The organism is Burkholderia sp. Ac-20379, assembly GCF_017104645.1.
Lineage (GTDB): Bacteria > Pseudomonadota > Gammaproteobacteria > Burkholderiales > Burkholderiaceae > Burkholderia.
This window is the reverse complement of the sequence record NZ_JAAGPF010000076.1, coordinates 1-17561: the sequence shown is the minus strand read 5'-3', so window position 1 is coordinate 17561 and position 17561 is coordinate 1. Positions and strand designations below refer to the sequence as shown.

Genomic DNA, 17561 nt, shown 5'->3' with positions numbered 1-17561 from the left:
TCGGGGGCTCAGGGCTTCGCGAGCGCGGTAAAGCGGTCGAAATAATCGGGGAACGTCTTGGCGACGCACTTCGGATCGTTGATGCGCACCGGCACGCCGCCGAGGCTCACGAGCGAGAAACACATCGCCATGCGGTGATCGTCGTAGGTGTCGATGGCCGCGTTCGGCAGCAGCGCGGCGGGGGGCGTGACGACCAGATAATCGGCGCCCTCTTCCACGGTCGCGCCGACCTTGCGCAGCTCGATCGCCATCGCGGCGATCCGGTCGGTTTCCTTGACGCGCCAGCTCGCGATGTTGCGCAGCGTGCTCGGGCCGTCGGCGAACAGCGCGGCCACGGCGATCGTCATGGCGGCATCGGGGATCAGGTTGAAATCCATGTCGATCGGTTCGAGCCGGCCGTGATCGTGGCCGATGCCGCGCACCTCGATCCAGTCGTCGCCCATCGACACGTTCGCGCCCATCTGCATCAGCGCGCTGGCGAAGCCCACGTCGCCCTGGATGCTGGCGCGGCCCACGCCCTCGACGCGCAGCGGGCCACCGCCCAGCGCGCCCGCGGCGAGGAAATACGAGGCCGACGAGGCATCGCCCTCGACCATGATCGTGCCCGGCGAGCGGTAACGCGCGGCCGGCACCGTGAAGCGCGCCCAGCCGTCGCGCTCGACCGTCACGCCGAAACGCGCCATCAGCTTGATGGTGATCTCGATATACGGCTTCGAGATCAGCTCGCCGTCGATCTCGACGACGCTCGCGCCGCCCGGCTTGCCGACCAGCGGCAGCGTCATCAGCAGCGCGGTCAGGAACTGGCTCGACACGTCGCCGCGCACGCGGATCGGCGCATCGACGGCGATCGCGGCCGGGCGGATGCGCAGCGGCGGATAGCCTTCGTTCTGCTCGTAATCGATCGCGGCGCCGATCTGGCGCAGCCCGTCGACGAGATCGCGGATCGGCCGTTCGTGCATGCGCGGCACGCCGTGCACGCGGTAATCGCCGCCGTTCACGGCCAGCGCGGCGGTCAGCGGACGCACCGCCGTGCCGGCGTTGCCGAGGAACAGGTCGGCCGTCTTGACCGGAAACGCGCCGCCCGTGCCGGTCACCACGCAGGTGTCGCCGTCGCGCGCCAGCGGCACGCCGAGCGTGCCGAGCGCCGCCAGCATCACGCGCGTGTCGTCGGAATCGAGCAGGTTGGTGATCGTCGTCGCGCCCTCGGACAACGCGGCCAGCAGCAGCACGCGGTTTGAGATGCTCTTGGAGCCGGGCAGGCGGACCGTGCCCGACGCGCGGGAATACGGACCGAGATCGAGGAATTCCATATGAGGCCTGTAGAGATCCGGTTAAGACTGAACGGGGCCGGCAGCCGGCTTGCCGCCGCGCTCCTGCCAGGCCGTGCGCGCGGCGCGCGAACGGACGAACACGGCTTCGAGCGCCGCGCCGTCGCCGGCGTCGATGGCCGCGCGCAGGCGCGCGAGCACCTGCGTGTAGGCATCGAGCTCGTCGAGCAGCGCCGCGCGGTTCGCGACGCAGACATCGCGCCACATTTCAGGGCTCGATGCGGCGATCCGCGTGAAATCGCGGAAGCCGCCGGCCGCGAACGAGAATTTCAGTTCCGCATCCGCCTGGCCGAGGATCTGCTCGACGAGCGCGAACGACAGCACGTGCGGCAGGTGGCTGACGGACGCAAACACGCGGTCGTGCTGATCGGGCGCCATGTTGCGCACCACGGCGCCGGTGGCCTGCCACATCGCCTCGATGCGCGCGACGGCGGCCGGCGCATTTTCGGGCAGCGCGCACACCACCACGTTGCGGCCGACGTACAGATCGGGCAGCGCGGCCTCGACGCCGCTCGATTCGCGCCCGGCGATCGGGTGGGCCGGCACGAACTGCGCGATCCGCGCGCCGAGCGCCTCGCGCGCGGCCGCGACCACGTCCGACTTGGTGCTGCCGGCATCGGTCACGATCGTGGCCGGATCGAGGAACGGCGCAATGCGTGCGAGCAGCGGGCCGGTTTGCGCCACCGGCACGGCCAGCAGCACCACGTCGGCGCCGTCGAGCGCGGCGCGCAGTTGCGCGTCGTCGTCGAGCGCGGCGGTGGCATCGACCACGCCCAGCTCGCGGGCGCGTTCGATCGAGGCCGCCGAGCGGCCCACGCCGATCACGCGGCCGGCCTGCGCCGTACCGCGTTCGCGCAGCGCGCGGGCGAGCGAGCCGCCGATCAGGCCGACGCCGAACACCACCAGTTTGTTGAACGAAAAGTCAGACACGGCAGCCGCCTGGTTAAAACGCACGGGCAGCAGCCCGTGCGCGGAATGAACGAACGGCCTTGCACCGCGGCACACGCGGGCAAGGCCGTGGCACGGCGCCTCAGCGCGCGCGCGGATACGAACCGAGGACCTTCAGGAACGCGGCCTTGGCGCCCAGTTCCGTCAATGCCGCCGCCACCTGCTCGCTGTCGCGGTGGCCTTCGATGTCGATATAGAAGTAGTACTCCCAGGTGCCGACGCGCGCCGGCCGCGATTCGAAGCGCGTCATCGACACGCCGTGCCGCGCCAGCGGTTCGAGCAGCTTGAACACCGCGCCCGGCTCGTTCTTCACCGACACGATCAGCGAGGTCTGGTCGCAACCGCTAGGCCCGGTCGGCGCCTTGCCGATCACGACGAAGCGCGTGCGGTTGTGCGGATCGTCCTGGATCATCGAGTAGGCGATCTGCAGGCCGTAATGCAGCGCAGCGCGATCGCCGGCGATGGCGGCGACGCTCGGATCGTCCGCGGCCAGGCGCGCGGCCTCGGCATTGCTGGCCACCGCCTGACGCTCCAGGTGCGGCGCGTTCGCGGCCAGCCAGCGCTGACACTGCGCCAGCGCCTGCGGATGCGCGCAGACGCGCTTCACGCCGTCGAGCGTGCCCGCCCGCGACATCAGGTTGTGATGAATCGGCAGCGACAGCTCGCCGCCGATCAGCAACTGCGTGTGCAGCAGCAGGTCGAGCGTGCGCGACACCGCGCCTTCGGCCGAATTCTCGACCGGCACGATGCCGAACTCCGACGCGCCGGCTTCGACGCCGCGGAATACCTCGTCGATCGACGGGCACGGCAGCCCCTCGATCGACTGGCCGAAATACTCGAACATCGCCTGTTCGCTGTAGGTGCCGATCGGCCCGAGGAACGAGACGTGAATGGTTTTTTCGAGCGCGCGGCTGGCGGCCATGATTTCGCGCCAGATCGCGTTGATGTGCTCGCCGGCCAGCGGGCCCGCGCTCATGTCCTGCAGACGCGCGATCACCTGCTGCTCGCGCTCGGGGCGAAACACCGGCGCGTTGAATTCCTTCTTGACTTCGCCGACTTCGAGCGCGACCGCGGCGCGCTGATTCAGCAGCGCGATCAATTGCGTATCGATCGCGTCGATGCGCTCGCGCAGCGGTTTGAGGCGGGAATTGAGTTCGTCGTCCATGCTCATTAGGCGTGCTTGATGAACGCTGGCGGCCTCAGGCCTGCGCGCGTTCGAAATCCTTCATGTACTCGACGAGCGCCTGGACGCCCGCGAGCGGCACCGCGTTGTAGATCGACGCCCGCATGCCGCCGACGGACTTGTGGCCCTTGAGCTGCAGCAGCCCGCGCGCTTTCGCGCCGGCGAGGAAGTCTTCGTTGCGCGTTTCGTCGGCGAGGAAGAACGGCACGTTCATGCGCGAGCGCGCGCCCTTCTCCACCTTGTTCAAATAGAAACTGCTCGAATCGATGGTGTCGTACAGCAGCGCCGCCTTCTCGACGTTGCGCGCCTCGATCGCGGCGAGGCCGCCCTGCGCCTTCAGCCACTTGAACACGAGGCCGGCGATGTAGATCGCGTAGGTGGGCGGCGTGTTGTACATCGAATTGTTGGCGGCGACCGTCTTCCACTCGAACGCGGACGGGCAGATCGGCAGCGCGCGGTCGAGCAGGTCGTCGCGCACGATCACGAGCGTGACGCCCGCCATGCCGATGTTCTTCTGCGCGCCGCCGAACAGCGCGCCGTACTTCGAAACGTCCATCGGGCGCGACAGGATGTGCGACGAAACATCGGCGACCAGCGGCACGCGGCCGGTGTCAGGGATGTCGAACGCCTCGACGCCGTCGATCGTTTCGTTGCTGCACAGATGCACGTAGGCCGGATCGGCCGACATCTGCCATTCGGAGAAGGCCGGGACGCGCGTGAAGCCATCCTCGGTGCGGCCGGTTGCGGCCAGATGCGGCGTGCCGTATTTCTGCGCTTCCTTGAACGACTTCTGCGACCACGAGCCGGTCACGACGAAATCGACCGTCTGACGCGTGCCGAGCAGGTTCATCGGCACGATCGCGTTCTCGGCGATCCCGCCGCCCTGCAGGAACAGCACGCGGTAATTGCTCGGGATCGCCAGCAGTTCGCGCACGTCGGCCAGCGCCGCTTCGTGGATCGACGTGAATTCGCGGCCGCGATGGCTCATTTCCATCACGCTCATGCCGCTGCCGTTCCAGTCGAGCATCTCGTCGGCCGCCTGACGCAGCACGTCCTCGGGCATGGCCGCGGGGCCGGCGGAGAAATTAAACACGCGCATCGTAAAACCTCGGGAGAAACACGGCGCACCCGGATGAGGCCGGATACCGCGCCGGAAAAGGAATGGCCGCTTGCGCTCGCGCGCAAACGGCCATTATCGCACCGACATTGCCGCCCCGCCAAACCGGCGCGGGCGCGCCGGCGGGGGCGAAACGCGTGCTTACTTGCCCGGCTTGACCGATGCGACTTCCTTGTCGGCCTGGTCGCGGGTAGCCTTGATCGCTTGCGGCATGTACTTCTGCATCAGGCCGTTGACGACGTCGCGGCCGACCTGATCCTGAACCTGGATGAACTTGCGACCCGTCGGGCTCTTGTAGAACGTCGTCAGATCCTTGATTTCCGAGGTGCTGTAATACTTCGCGTAAGCGTCGTACTGAGCTTGCATCGCGTCGTTCTTGAAGCCTTGCGTATCGAACACCTTGCCTGCGCCGTCAACCAGCTTTTGCACTGCATTCTTTTGCAGCGTCGGGACAGCAGCCTGCTTTTGTGCGTCGGTCAGCGTCTTGTTCTCCGACAGCGCATCCGACAGGATCGCCGGAACCAGCTGCTTCGATTGCATTTCCGCGCTGTTCGCGATCGCGCCGACCAGCTTCGGTGCGTCGATGGCGCTCAGCAGGTCGGAGATGGCCGCCTTCTTGTCAGCATCGATCGGAGCCGGAGCAGCCGAAGCAGCCGGCGCCTGGTTCGACAGCGATTGCGCCATGGCGAACGTCGGCACGATGGCTGCCAGCAGGACCAGTTGCTTGAATTGTTTTTGCATCATCACTCCCTTTTGGAAACATGAACGATAGTTGCACCGCCGGAACCGGCCGCCTCGCGGCGCGGCCCCGGCGGCCGGCGCTGGATCAGGCTTCGTCGCCCTCGGAATCTGGCGCGTCTTCCGCATCGATTTCGCTATCCGCATCCGCTTCGGCGATCTGCTGCAAGCCCGACAGCTTGGTGCCCTCATCGAGACTGATGAGTGTAACACCTTGCGTGGCGCGCCCCATTTCGCGGATCTCCGACACGCGCGTGCGGATCAGCACGCCGGCGGTGGTGATCAGCATGATCTCGCTTTCCGGTTCGACCAGCGTCGCGGCGACCACCTTGCCGTTGCGCTCGGAAGTCTGGATCGCGATCATGCCCTTCGTGCCGCGGCCGTGACGCGTGTACTCGGTGATCGGCGTGCGCTTGCCGAAGCCGTTCTCGGTGGCGGTCAGCACCGATTGCTCCTCGCCGCCGGCCACCAGCATCGCGATGACCTGCTGGCTCTCTTCGAGATGCATGCCGCGCACGCCGCGCGCCTCGCGGCCCATCGGACGCACGTCGTTCTCGTCGAAGCGCACCGCCTTGCCCGAATCGGAGAACAGCATGACGTCGTGCGCGCCGTCGGTGATGGCCGCGCCGATCAGGAAATCGCCCTCGTCGAGGCCGACCGCGATGATGCCCTTCTTGAGCGGACGGCTGAACGCTTCGAGCGGCGTCTTCTTGACGGTGCCGAGCGAGGTCGCCATGAACACGAACTTGTCGGCCGAGAATTCGCGCACCGGCAGCACGACGTTGATCTTCTCGCCTTCCTGCAGCGGGAACATGTTGACGATCGGGCGGCCGCGCGCGTTGCGCGAGCCTTGCGGCACTTCGTAGACCTTGACCCAGTAGACGCGGCCGCGATTCGAGAAGCACAGGATGTAATCGTGCGTGTTCGCGATGAACAGCGTCTCGATCCAGTCGTCTTCCTTCATCTGCGTGGCCTGCTTGCCGCGGCCGCCGCGCTTCTGCGCACGATATTCGGACAGCGGCTGCGACTTCACGTAGCCCGCGTGCGACATGGTCACGACCATGTCCTGCGGCGTGATCAGATCCTCGGTGTTCAGCTCGGTGGCGTTCAGCTCGATACGCGAGCGGCGCGCATCGCCGAACTCGGCCTTCACGGCCGTCAGTTCGTCGGAGATGATCGCGGTGATCCGCTCCGGGCGGGCCAGGATGTCGAGCAGGTCGGCGATCTGGGCCATCACCTCGCGGTACTCGCCGATGATCTTGTCCTGCTCGAGGCCGGTCAGGCGCTGCAGACGCATCTGCAGGATTTCCTGCGCCTGCGTTTCGGACAGGTGGTACTTGCCGTCGGCCTGCATCCCGAAGCTCGGGTTCAGCCCTTCCGGACGGTACGCCTCGCGGCCGCCGGCCGCGGCGTTGTCGGTTTCGGCGCGCGCCAGCATCTCGCGCACCAGCGACGAATCCCACGAGCGCGCCATCAGTTCCTGGCGGGCGATCGGCGGCGTAGGCGCGGCCTTGATCAGCTCGATGAAATCGTCGATGTTGGCCAGCGCGACGGCCAGGCCTTCGAGCACGTGGCCGCGCTCGCGGGCCTTGCGCAGTTCGTAGATGGTGCGACGCGTCAGCACCTCGCGGCGATGCGCGAGGAAGCAGACCAGCATCTCCTTCAAGTTCAGCAGCTTCGGCTGGCCGTCGACGAGCGCGACCATGTTCATGCCGAAGGTGTCCTGGAGCTGCGTGGACTTGTAGAGGTTGTTCAGCACGACCTCGGGCACTTCGCCGCGCTTCAGTTCGAGCACGGCGCGCATGCCGCTCTTGTCGGACTCGTCGCGGATGTCGGAAATGCCTTCGAGCTTCTTCTCGTTGACGAGCTCGGCGATGCGCTCGAGCAGCGAACGCTTGTTCACCTGATACGGCAGCTCGTCGATGATGATCGCCATGCGCTGGCCGCGATCGATCTCCTCGAAGTGCGTGGCCGCGCGCATCACGACGCGGCCGCGGCCGGTGCGATAGCCGTCGCGCACGCCGGCGACACCATAAATGATGCCGCGCGTCGGGAAATCCGGAGCCGGAATGATTTCGATCAGTTCGTCGATCGTGGCCTGCGGGTTCGCCAGCAGGAAGTGGCAGGCGTCGACGACTTCGGACAGGTTGTGCGGCGGGATGTTGGTCGCCATGCCGACCGCGATGCCCGACGAGCCGTTGATCAGCAGGTTCGGGATCCGCGCGGGCAGGATGGTCGGCTCGTTTTCGCTGCCGTCGTAGTTGGCCGCGAAATCGACCGTTTCCTTGTCGATGTCGACCAGCAACTCGTGGCCGATCTTCGCCATGCGGATTTCGGTGTAACGCATCGCGGCGGCGTTGTCGCCGTCGACCGAACCGAAGTTGCCCTGACCGTCGACCAGCATGTAGCGCAGCGAGAAATCCTGCGCCATCCGGACGATGGTTTCGTATACCGCGCTGTCGCCGTGCGGATGGTACTTACCGATCACGTCGCCGACGATACGCGCCGACTTCTTGTAGGCCCGGTTCCAGTCGTTGTTCAGTTCGTGCATCGCGAACAGCACGCGCCGATGCACGGGCTTCAGGCCGTCGCGGACATCCGGGAGGGCACGTCCGACGATCACGCTCATCGCGTAATCGAGATACGAACGGCGCATTTCCTCCTCTAGGGAGATGGGCAGAGTCTCTTTGGCGAATTGATCCATGTATCCGTATCGTTTCGGAGCGAAGACGGGACCGCCTTTCGCGTAAACGCCGTGGTCACGACGCAACGTGCGATTCTATCATGCGGCAAAACCGCGCCGAAGCCCGCCACCCGCACTATATGTATATAGCGAAAATTGGCCGCAGCCATTTCGCACGCCAGGGCCGGATCGGCCGGCGCGCGCCGGGCGCCCCGCCCCATTTTTTGCCCCGCGATCGACACATGGCTGCCATCGCGCGCGCTCAGCATCGACCATTTTTGCGCGGCGCGGAAATGTGCAGGAAAAACGAAGATTGTGTCGAAAGCGTGTATCGCAGGCAGGTTTTTCTTGACAATTAATGAAACATCCTGCAGCAAATGTTGCACTGGCACCACAATCGGGACGGCCTCGACGCGATGGGGAGTTTTTTTTTCGCCGGACGGGAACGATATGGCAAAATGCCGAAGCACTGAAATTCAGACGCCGCCCTACGGGAGCGGTGCCCCGTTTTTTGTGCCGCACCAATGTTATACTCCGAGCAATCTATGACCTGTCATCGTCATAAGGCTCGCAGTAAACCTGCGGTAATCTCAATTTCGAGAGGAGAAATATGAATAAATTTTCAAAGCTCGCGTTCATTGCAGCTACCGCAGTAGTGGCTGCATCCGCATCGGCGCAATCGGTGCCGGCATCGCGACAAGCCGTGAATGACAACTGGGTGAATGGCACGGGCGAGTACGTGTGGATGAACGGCACGAACGAGCTTTGCTGGCGCGATGCGTTCTGGACGCCGGCAACGGCAAACGCAAAGTGCGATGGCGCACTGGTGACGCAAGCCGCAGCGCCGACGCCGGTCGCTCCGGTCACTCCGCCGGCCATCACGAGCCAGAAGATCACGTATCAAGCCGATGCGCTGTTCGACTTCGACAAGGCAACGCTGAAGCCGCTGGGCAAGCAAAAGCTCGACGAGCTGGCTGCCAAGATCCAAGGCATGAACATCGAAGTCGTGGTCGCAACGGGCTACACGGACCGCATCGGTTCGGACAAGTACAACGACCGTCTGTCGCTGCGTCGCGCACAAGCTGTCAAGTCGTACCTGGTCAGCAAGGGCGTCGAGTCGAGCAAGGTCTACACGGAAGGCAAGGGCAAGCGCAATCCGGTCACGACGGGCTGCAACCAACGCAACCGCAAGCAACTCATCTCGTGCCTGGCTCCGGACCGCCGCGTGGAAGTCGAAGTGGTCGGCACGCAGCAAGTGCAGAAGTAAATGGGTCGGCAGTAACCTCTCGGGTTACCGCAGCCTTGAAGCCCCGCCTCGGCGGGGCTTTTTCATTGTGGCGCCCTGCCGCTGGCCGCTTGCTGGCAGCCATGGCGCACCGCTTATATACTCGGGGCTCGCTCCATCACCGCGTTATCCGCTTGACGACATGACCAACGCCGACCCGCACGAACTACAGAAATTCAGCGATCTCGCCCACAAGTGGTGGGATCCGAACGCCGAGTTCAAGCCGCTGCACGACCTCAACCCGGTGCGCCTGGGCTGGATCGACTCGCATGCGCACCTTGCCGGCAAGCGCGTGCTCGACATCGGTTGCGGCGGCGGGATCCTGTCCGAATCGATGGCCGGGCTCGGCGCGCAGGTGAAAGGCATCGACCTGTCGACCGAAGCGCTCGGCGTGGCCGATCTGCACAGCCTCGAAAGCGGCGTGACGGTGGATTACGAGGCGATCGCCGCCGAAGCCATCGCCGAACGCGAACCGGGCAGCTACGACGTCGTGACCTGCATGGAAATGCTCGAGCACGTGCCGTCGCCGGCCGGCGTGGTGGCCGCCTGCTCGGCGCTCGTGAAGCCGGGCGGCTGGGTGTTCTTCTCGACGCTGAACCGCAACGTGAAAGCCTATTTGCTGGCCGTGATCGGCGCCGAGTACATCGCGCAATTGCTGCCCAAGGGCACCCACGATTACGCGCGCTTCATCAAGCCGTCCGAGCTGGCCGGCTTCATCCGCGCGACCGACCTGCATGTCGCCGAAATCCGCGGCATCACCTATCACCCGCTCGGCAAGCGCTTCACGCTGTCGAACGACGCCGACGTGAACTACCTCGTCGCCTGCCGCCGTCACGCGTAAGCGCCCACTCCGATTTCGTCCGACCGCATGAGCACGTCCCCTTCCCCGTCCGCCGCGCCCGCCTTGCCGAGCCTTGCCGCCTGCGACGCGGTGCTGTTCGATCTCGACGGCACGCTTGCCGACACCGCGCCCGACCTGGCCGGCGCCGTCCACAAGATGCAGCGCGATCGCGGCCTGCCCGAAACGCCGCTCGACCTGCTGCGCCCGCTGGCCTCGGCCGGTGCGCGCGGGTTGCTGGGCGGCGGCTTCGGCATCAAGCCGGACGCGCCCGGTTACGAAGCCATGCGCCTCGAGTTCCTGGCCAATTACGCGGCCGCGATCTGCGTAAAAACCGTGCTGTTCCCCGGCATCGCCGAATTGCTCGACGAACTGGATGCGCGCGGCGTGCGCTGGGGCATCGTGACCAACAAGGCCACCCGCCTGACCGAACCGCTGGTGGCGCTGCTCGGGCTCGTGCCGCGCGCGGCGTGCGTTGTCTGCGGCGATACCACCGCGCACGCGAAGCCGCATCCGGCCCCGTTGCTGCACGCGGCCGGGCTGATGAACATCGCCCCGGAACGGATCGTCTACGTTGGCGACGACCTGCGCGACATCCAGGCGGGCACCGCGGCCGGCATGGCCACCATCGCCGCCGCGTTCGGCTATTGCGGCGACGGCGTGGCGCCGGCCGATTGGCAGGCGCAGCATCTGGCCGCCACGACCGATGCGCTGCGTGAGCTTCTGCGCAATGTTGCGCTATAATGTCCGATCCGTGGGGGCGACCTGGTTTCGACAGGGGTTGCGAAGCGGCTAGGGCATGTCGAGGACCCGTCACCTCGTTAATCAATGGGAAAATCGTAACTGCAAACGACGATACGTTCGCACTGGCAGCCTAACGGCCGCCGTCCTCTGCCTAGTTCACTGACGGGCTAGTGTCGCAAGACCGGTAGCAATACCGACAGAGGTCATATACGTCAGTTAAGCCCTGCCGGCGCCACGACAGCAGGGTCGAAAATTTAGTGGATCGCCGTCCCGCAGCGTGTTCGTCCGCGACGTGGCGGTTAAATCAAAAGATAGAACTAAACATGTAGAACTGGTCGTGGACCGCTTCTGGACGCGGGTTCGATTCCCGCCGTCTCCACCACCTGACACCCGAGGCTGTACCCGCAGCCGGCAGCAAAGAAAAACCCGCGAAGGCGCTACGCTTCGCGGGTTTTTTATTGGGCTTGCCGGTACGCCACGCGCCTCACTTGCCGCACTTCGACTCGTCGCGGTTCACGATCTGGAGCATCGAGCGATCCGAGATCATCGCCGACAGGCGGTGCTGCTTGAGGTCGCGATTGAGCGTGACGAGCAGGTCGCCCTTGCGATAGATGTCGAGCTGCTCGCTCGCCGCGAGCTTGCGGCCAATCAGGCCGGGATAATCGGCGTCGGGCACGCGCGCGAAGCCTTCCGCGCGCAGATGCTTGCCCACACGCTCGGGCGCGCCCGCCGCGTCGGACAGGAAATACAGCAGCGCGCCGTTGCCCATCAGGCTTTTCGTCTGCGAATCCTCCATGCCGAACAGCGCGACGCCGATCGCGTCGTCGCCGAAGATCCGGCAGCTCGGCCCCGATTTCGAACTCTGCAGGTAGGCGCCGTAGTGCGGCGTGCAGGCGCTCTGGTTCGCCGGATTCGCGTCCTCGACGTCGTGCGGCATCGTGCGCAGCTCGGTCATGACGTCGCCGACGCTGTGATTCGACGTGAAGCGGTCGAGGCCCGGGCAGCTTTGCGTCGAGCTCAGCGAGAAGCCGTAACCGGCTGCCGAGGCGGCATGCGCGGCGCAAGCGAGCGTTACCGCGAGGATCCACTTATCGAATGTCATCTGGCCTGTGCCGGGCGGGTGCGTGAGAAGAGCCGCGTATTGTCGGGGATTGGCGGGCGTCTGTCGATCCGCCGCCCGCGCCTTGCCCCATCTCCCCGCCTTCCCGCCCTTCGCACGGCGTCAGCCGGCCACGGCTTCCGGCTCCGCCTCCAGGCCGAACGTCAGCCGCAGCACCTCCGCCGTTTCATCGCGCGCCAGCGTGCGCTGCGTGACGACGCCATCGGCGATCGTCTTCAGCGAATCGCCGAACAGGATCGTGCGCCCGCGCGCGTCGAAGCGCACCACCACCAGCCGCTGCACGAACACCGCGTCCGGATGCGTCGAGTTCAGATGGTTGGCCGGCGCGAAATCGACCCACTCCTGCGGCGACAGATCGAACGCGTACTGATTGGCCCACTCGCCGTTCACGCGGGCGCGCAGCAGATAGCCGTCCGCGCCGGCATCGTCGAGCCGGAACGTGTCGGCGTCCTGCGCGATCTCGGCGCCAAGGCGGTCGAGCCGCATCGGCGCGCGAATCCCGTAGCTGCCGAAGCCGAGATCGCACAGCCAGTCGGCGCCGTCGACGGAGGCGACGACCGCCATGTGCGTCTTCGGCCGGCGCACCGGGTAGAACATCGGCCGTGCGGCAACGAAGCGATAGGGAATGCCGAGCGCGTCGAGCGCCATCGCGAACAGCCCGTTCACCTCGTAGCAATAGCCGCCGCGCCGCCGTTCGACGATCTTCTCGACGATCTCCTCCGGCACCAGCGACACGTAACGCCGCGCCTGCACGTCGAGGTTCTCGAACGGCACGGCGAACAGTTGATGGCGCATCAGCGCGGCGAGCGTTGCGCTATCGGCGGCGAGCGGGCCGTCGTAGCCGATCCGGTCGACATAGCGTGGTAAAGAGAAATTGGCGGCTTTCATGGTGGGTGTCCTCGCGGGTCGGGGCGCGCGGGTCGCGCGGCGGGTGATACCCGGTGCGGCGGCCTGAGCCACGGCCTCACCGGAAACGAGCACCGATGGTGTCATCCGGCCCATCGCACGCCTATACACAACAGCGCGCGATCTGTTACATAACAGATTCGCCCGAACGCCCGCCTTCACCCCCACGACGATGCCGAACGCCCCCGCCCCGCTCCCGCGCTATCAGCAACTCGGCCGGCAACTGCGCGACGGCATCGCGCAGGCCGGCCTCGCCGACGGCAGCCGCCTGCCGTCGGTGCGCGTGCTCGCGGCGCAGCACGGCGTCAGCGTGACGACCGCCCTGCAGGCGCTGCGCTGGCTCGAGGCCGAAGGCGCGATCCGCGCACGGCCGCGCTCGGGCTATTTCGTCGCCGCGCCCGCCGGCCAAACCGCTGGCGATACCACCCGCCCCGCGCGCTGGGCCGCGCCGTTGCCCGAACTCGACGCCCAGGCGCGCGATCATCTGGCGATGGTCGGCGCACCGTGCGAATTCCAGCTCGATCTGGCCGCCGGCGAGCCGTCGCTGTACCCGGTCGAGCGCTTCGGCGTGCTGCTGCGCCGCCTCGCCTACCGCCATCAGGACCTGCTCGGCGCCTACGTGCGCGGCACCGGCTACCCCGAGCTGCGCCGCGAGATCGCGCGCCAGGCGATGCAATACGCGTGCGAACTCGATCCGGACGAAGTGATCGTCACGAACGGCTGCGTCGAGGCGATGAACCTGGCGCTGCGCGCGGTCACGCGGCCCGGCGACGTGGTGGCGGTCGAATCGCCGACCTACTTCGGGCTGCTGCAGATGCTGCGCGCGCTCGAACTGACCGTGCTGCCGATCCCGTGCACCCCGCGCGACGGCATGGATCTCGCGGCGCTGGCCGACGCGCTCGATCGCGCGCCGGTCAAGGCCGTGGTCACGATCGCGAACGGCAACAACCCGGTCGGCAGCGTCGCGCCGGACGCGGCCAAGCGCGCGCTGGTCGAACTGCTGGCCGCGCGCGGCATTGCGCTGATCGAGGACGACATCTTCGGCGACGTCTGCTTCGGCGACACGCGCCCCCGCCCGGTGCGCGCGTTCGACACGGCCGGCAACGTGCTGTTGTGCGGCGGCTTCTCGAAGAGCCTGTGCCCCGGCCTGCGGCTCGGCTGGATCGCGGCCGGGCGCTACACGGAGCGCGTCAAGGCGCTCAAGTTCACCACGAGCATGGCGACCGCCGAATTGCAGCAGGCCGTGGTGGCCGACCTGCTCGCGAGCGGCGGCTACGCGCTGCATCTGCGCAGGCTCAAGGCCGCCCTGCAAGCGCAGCAGCGCAGCCTGCGCGCGGCGATCCTGCGGCATTTCCCGGCGGGTACGGCCGTCAGCGAGCCGGCCGGCGGGTTCGTGCTGTGGGTGCAACTGCCGTCGCACGGCGCGCGCCGGCCCAGCACGCGTGCGCTGTTCGAGCGGGCGCGAGCGGAAGGGATCGGCGTGGCGCCCGGGCATCTGTTCGGCATCGACGGCGCGTTCGACGATTGCCTGCGCGTCAATGCCGGCTACCGCTGGCGCCCCGAGCTCGAGCGCGCGATCGCGCGGCTCGGCGCGCTCGCGGCCGATCTCGTCACGGCGTAGCGGCGCATCACGGCCCGACGCGGAACACGCGGTCGCCGCCGATCACATAGAGCCGGTCGCGCGAGCGCGCCGTGCCGATGTCGTAGCCGCCCGTGAACGCGCCGAACGCGGGCAGCACGCCGAGCCGCTCGCCGAACCGGAAGCACGGCAGCCGCGCATGATCGCCGCGCCCGGACAGGCGCAGCATCGGATGCTCGTGGCCGGCCAGCGCGTAGGCGCCGTCGACCGTCCGCGGGTGATGACACAGCGCCCACGGCCCGAGCCGGTAGGGCTCGGTCACCGTTTCCACCTCGAACTCCGCCGCCAGTTCCCCCGCGTGCCGGTCGTGATTGCCTTCGACCAGCACCAGCCGCAAGCCGCGATGCGCACGCCGCCAGGCCCGCAGCGGCGTCAGCATGTCGTCGGCGTGCGATTCGCGCGCATGCAGCAGATCGCCGAGAAACACGATCGACTCGGGCAGATACGTGGCGATCAGCCGATCGAGCCGCGCGAAGGTTTCGCCGGTCGAACCGGCCGGCACCGGAATGCCGCGCGCGCGAAACACGGCGTCCTTGCCCAGATGCGCGTCAGCCACGAACAGGCAGCCGAGCGCCGGATCGAACGCGGCCCGTTGCGCGGTCAGCACCAGCGCGTGGCCATGCAGGTCGATGGTCAGTGCGTCGGCCGTCATCGCGCGCCTCCGCCCGTGCCGCGCATCGCGGCCTTTTCCAGATCGGCGAGCATGCGCGCGACGCGATCGGCGAGCGTCTCGGTCGTCACCTTCTCGCGCAGCCGCCCGACGATCAGCGGGAACGCGAACGGCGTCGGCTTGTTCGGCGTGCTCAGCGCGAGCCGGCTCGTGCCCATCCGTTCGAGCGCGGCGCGCATCCGGCCCAGTTCGAGCTCCTGCACCAGCACCTCCTCGTCGGCCTGCGCGAGCAGCAGATTGCCGCTGTCGTGCTTGCGAAAGACTTCGTAGAACAAACCGCTCGACGCCTGCAATTGCCGCGCGCTCTTCTGCTGCCCCGGATGCCCCTGGAACACCAGCCCCGACACGCGCGCGATCTCGCGGAAACGCCGCGCCGACAGCTCCGACGCGTTCAGGCTCGCGAGGATGTCGTGCGCCAGATCGTCGGTGGAGAACAGCCCGCCGTCGATCAGCGCGCGCCAGTCGAACGGCTGCGCGGACAGCAGTTCGAAGCCGTAATCGTTCATCGAGATCGAGAACGTGCTCGGCTGGTCGCGCGCGACGCGCCACGCGATCAGCGACCCGAGCCCGACATGCGCGGTGCGGCCGGCGAACGGATAGCAGAAGAAGTGATGCCCCTCGCGCGTGCGGATCGACTCGGCCACCAGCACGCCCGGCGCGGGCAGCGCCGACCAGCGCGCCTGCAACTCGAGCAGCGGCCGCACGGCGCGCATTTCCGGCTCGTCGTAGATGCCGTCGCCGGCGCGCGCGAGCATCGCGAGCGCCGCGTCGGCCAGCTCCGACGACAGCGGCATCCGGCTGCCGGCCCATTGCGGCATCGCCCCGCGCGCCGACGTCGCGCGCTTCACGTAGGCGGTCATGTCGCGCACGCGCACCAGCTCGAGCGCGCGGCCGCCGAACATGAACACGTCGCCCGGCTTCAGCCGCGACACGAACGCCTCCTCCATCGCGCCGATCCGGCCGCCCGACAGGAACGCGACCTGCATCGTTGCATTGCCGACGATGGTGCCGACGTTGTTGCGATGACGGCGCACGAGTTCGTCGCGCGGCACGCGGTAGACGCCGTCGTCGCCGGCCACCACGCGGTGATAGTCGGGATACGCGCCGAGCGAGCCGCCGCCGCGCTCGACGAACGCCAGCGCCCAGTCGAATTCGGCGTCGCTCAGGTCGCGGTAGGCGTAGGCGCTGCGCACCTCGGCGAGCATCGCGTCGCGCGTGAAGCCGCCGCCGATCGCCACCGTCACCAGATGCTGGACCAGCACGTCGAGCGGCTTCAGCGGCATCTCGCGCGCCTCGATGCGCCCCTCGCCGATCGCCTCGCGCGCCGCCGCGGCCTCTACCAGTTCGAGCGCGTGGGTGGGCACGATGGTCACGCGCGAGGTGCGGCCCGGCGCGTGGCCCGAGCGGCCCGCGCGCTGCATGAGGCGCGCGACGCCCTTCGGCGAGCCGATCTGGAACACGCGGTCGACCGGCAGGAAATCGACGCCGAGATCGAGGCTCGACGTGCACACCACCGCCTTCAGCCGGCCCTCCTTGAGGCCGAGCTCGACCCAGTCGCGCACCTGCTTGTCGAGCGAGCCGTGATGCAGCGCGATCAGGCCGGCCCAGTCGGGCCGCCGTTCGAGCAGCGCCAGATACCAAAGCTCGGCCTGCGCGCGCGTGTTCGTGAACACCAGCGCGCTCGCGGCCGCGTCGATCTCGTCGGCGACCGCGCCCACCTGGCGCGTGCCGAGATGGCCGCCCCACGGAAAGCGCTCGATCGTGTCGGGGATCAGCGTGTCCACCACGAGCCGCTTCGGCACCGCGCCGCTCACCACCACGCGCGGCGTGCGCACCGAATGCAGCAGCGCGTCGCCGGCGAGCGGCAGGTTGCCGAGCGTCGCGGACAGCCCCCACACCTGCAACTCGGGCCGCCACGCGGCGAGCCGCGCGAGCGCGAGCTGGGTTTGCGTGCCGCGCTTGCCGCCGAGCAGTTCGTGCCATTCGTCGACCACCACGAGCCGCAGGTGCGCGAGCGTGTCGCGCGCGTTGGCGCGCGTCAGCAGCAGCGACAGGCTCTCGGGCGTGGTGACGAGCGCGGACGGCATCCGGCGATCCTGCCGCGCACGTTCGGCGGACGGCGTGTCGCCGGTGCGCAGGCCGACCGTCCACGGCACCGACAGGTCGGTCACCGCGCCTTGCAGCGCACGGGCGCTGTCGGCCGCGAGCGCGCGCATCGGCGTGATCCAGAGCACCGTGAGCGGCGCGGGCAACGCGCCTCGACGAACGCCCGCCACCGCGGCCGGCTTGGCCGCTTTGGATCGAGCCGCCGGCTCGCCGCCGAACGCGGCCAGCGCGCCGATCCAGACGGCCCAGGTCTTGG

The 17561-nt window shown here is 67.6% G+C and carries 15 protein-coding genes and 1 other RNA gene; 5 read left to right on the top strand and 11 right to left on the bottom strand.

Translation table 11 applies throughout. The features are described from left to right. Positions 1-8 precede the first annotated feature (8 nt). From aroA to G3N92_RS12775, 7 genes are all read right to left on the bottom strand, one after another. Positions 9-1310 carry a 3-phosphoshikimate 1-carboxyvinyltransferase gene (gene aroA / locus G3N92_RS12805; RefSeq protein ID WP_206127894.1) on the bottom strand — a complete coding sequence of 434 codons (1302 nt, stop codon included), beginning with the start codon at positions 1308-1310 and terminating at the stop codon, positions 9-11. A gap of 21 nt (positions 1311-1331) precedes the next feature. Then, a complete protein-coding gene (locus G3N92_RS12800; RefSeq protein WP_206127893.1) occupies positions 1332-2258 on the bottom strand; it encodes a prephenate dehydrogenase/arogenate dehydrogenase family protein in 927 nt (308 codons plus the stop codon). Between the two features lie 100 nt (positions 2259-2358). Then, entirely contained in the window at positions 2359-3441 is a 1083-nt protein-coding gene (gene pheA / locus G3N92_RS12795; RefSeq protein ID WP_206127892.1) for a prephenate dehydratase, read from the bottom strand. 34 nt (positions 3442-3475) lie between these two features. Then, positions 3476-4558 (bottom strand): 3-phosphoserine/phosphohydroxythreonine transaminase, encoded by a 1083-nt coding sequence (serC, locus tag G3N92_RS12790; protein WP_206127891.1) that lies wholly within the window; start codon positions 4556-4558, stop codon positions 3476-3478. A gap of 159 nt (positions 4559-4717) precedes the next feature. Further along, positions 4718-5317 (bottom strand): DUF2059 domain-containing protein, encoded by a 600-nt coding sequence (locus G3N92_RS12785; RefSeq protein ID WP_206127905.1) that lies wholly within the window; start codon positions 5315-5317, stop codon positions 4718-4720. Between the two features lie 85 nt (positions 5318-5402). Continuing rightward, complete coding sequence (gyrA, locus tag G3N92_RS12780) at positions 5403-8018, bottom strand: DNA gyrase subunit A (RefSeq protein WP_206127890.1); 2616 nt, start codon at positions 8016-8018, stop codon at positions 5403-5405. Beyond that, entirely contained in the window at positions 7979-8383 is a 405-nt protein-coding gene (locus G3N92_RS12775; RefSeq protein ID WP_206127889.1) for a hypothetical protein, read from the bottom strand. The genes gyrA and G3N92_RS12775 overlap by 40 nt, the downstream gene beginning before the upstream one ends. A gap of 224 nt (positions 8384-8607) precedes the next feature. Here G3N92_RS12775 and ompA point away from each other — a divergent pair, with 224 nt between their 5' ends. From ompA to ssrA, 4 genes are all read left to right on the top strand, one after another. Beyond that, complete coding sequence (gene ompA, locus G3N92_RS12770) at positions 8608-9264, top strand: outer membrane protein OmpA (RefSeq protein WP_206127888.1); 657 nt, start codon at positions 8608-8610, stop codon at positions 9262-9264. Between the two features lie 160 nt (positions 9265-9424). Further along, on the top strand, positions 9425-10123 hold the full coding sequence (ubiG, locus tag G3N92_RS12765) for a bifunctional 2-polyprenyl-6-hydroxyphenol methylase/3-demethylubiquinol 3-O-methyltransferase UbiG (RefSeq protein ID WP_206127887.1): 699 nt from the start codon (positions 9425-9427) through the stop codon (positions 10121-10123). A 27-nt stretch (positions 10124-10150) separates the two neighbouring features. Further along, on the top strand, positions 10151-10864 hold the full coding sequence (locus tag G3N92_RS12760) for an HAD-IA family hydrolase (RefSeq protein WP_206127886.1): 714 nt from the start codon (positions 10151-10153) through the stop codon (positions 10862-10864). 12 nt (positions 10865-10876) lie between these two features. Further along, positions 10877-11246, top strand: a transfer-messenger RNA (tmRNA) gene (gene ssrA, locus G3N92_RS12755). 102 nt (positions 11247-11348) lie between these two features. On the opposite strand, the gene G3N92_RS12750 is transcribed toward ssrA, so the two are convergent. Beyond that, on the bottom strand, positions 11349-11966 hold the full coding sequence (locus G3N92_RS12750; protein WP_206127885.1) for a hypothetical protein: 618 nt from the start codon (positions 11964-11966) through the stop codon (positions 11349-11351). A gap of 120 nt (positions 11967-12086) precedes the next feature. Continuing rightward, entirely contained in the window at positions 12087-12872 is a 786-nt protein-coding gene (locus tag G3N92_RS12745; protein WP_206127884.1) for an arylamine N-acetyltransferase, read from the bottom strand. Between the two features lie 190 nt (positions 12873-13062). On the opposite strand from G3N92_RS12745, the gene G3N92_RS12740 reads away from it, so the two are divergent. Further along, positions 13063-14511, top strand: coding sequence for a PLP-dependent aminotransferase family protein (locus G3N92_RS12740; RefSeq protein WP_206127883.1), 1449 nt, complete (start codon positions 13063-13065; stop codon positions 14509-14511). A 7-nt stretch (positions 14512-14518) separates the two neighbouring features. Here the strand turns inward: G3N92_RS12740 and pdeM are convergent, their stop codons facing one another. Beyond that, entirely contained in the window at positions 14519-15181 is a 663-nt protein-coding gene (gene pdeM / locus G3N92_RS12735; protein ID WP_206127882.1) for a ligase-associated DNA damage response endonuclease PdeM, read from the bottom strand. Then, the coding region (locus G3N92_RS12730; RefSeq protein WP_206127881.1) for a ligase-associated DNA damage response DEXH box helicase at positions 15178-17561 on the bottom strand (2384 nt) is incomplete at its 5' end. The genes pdeM and G3N92_RS12730, both read right to left, overlap by 4 nt.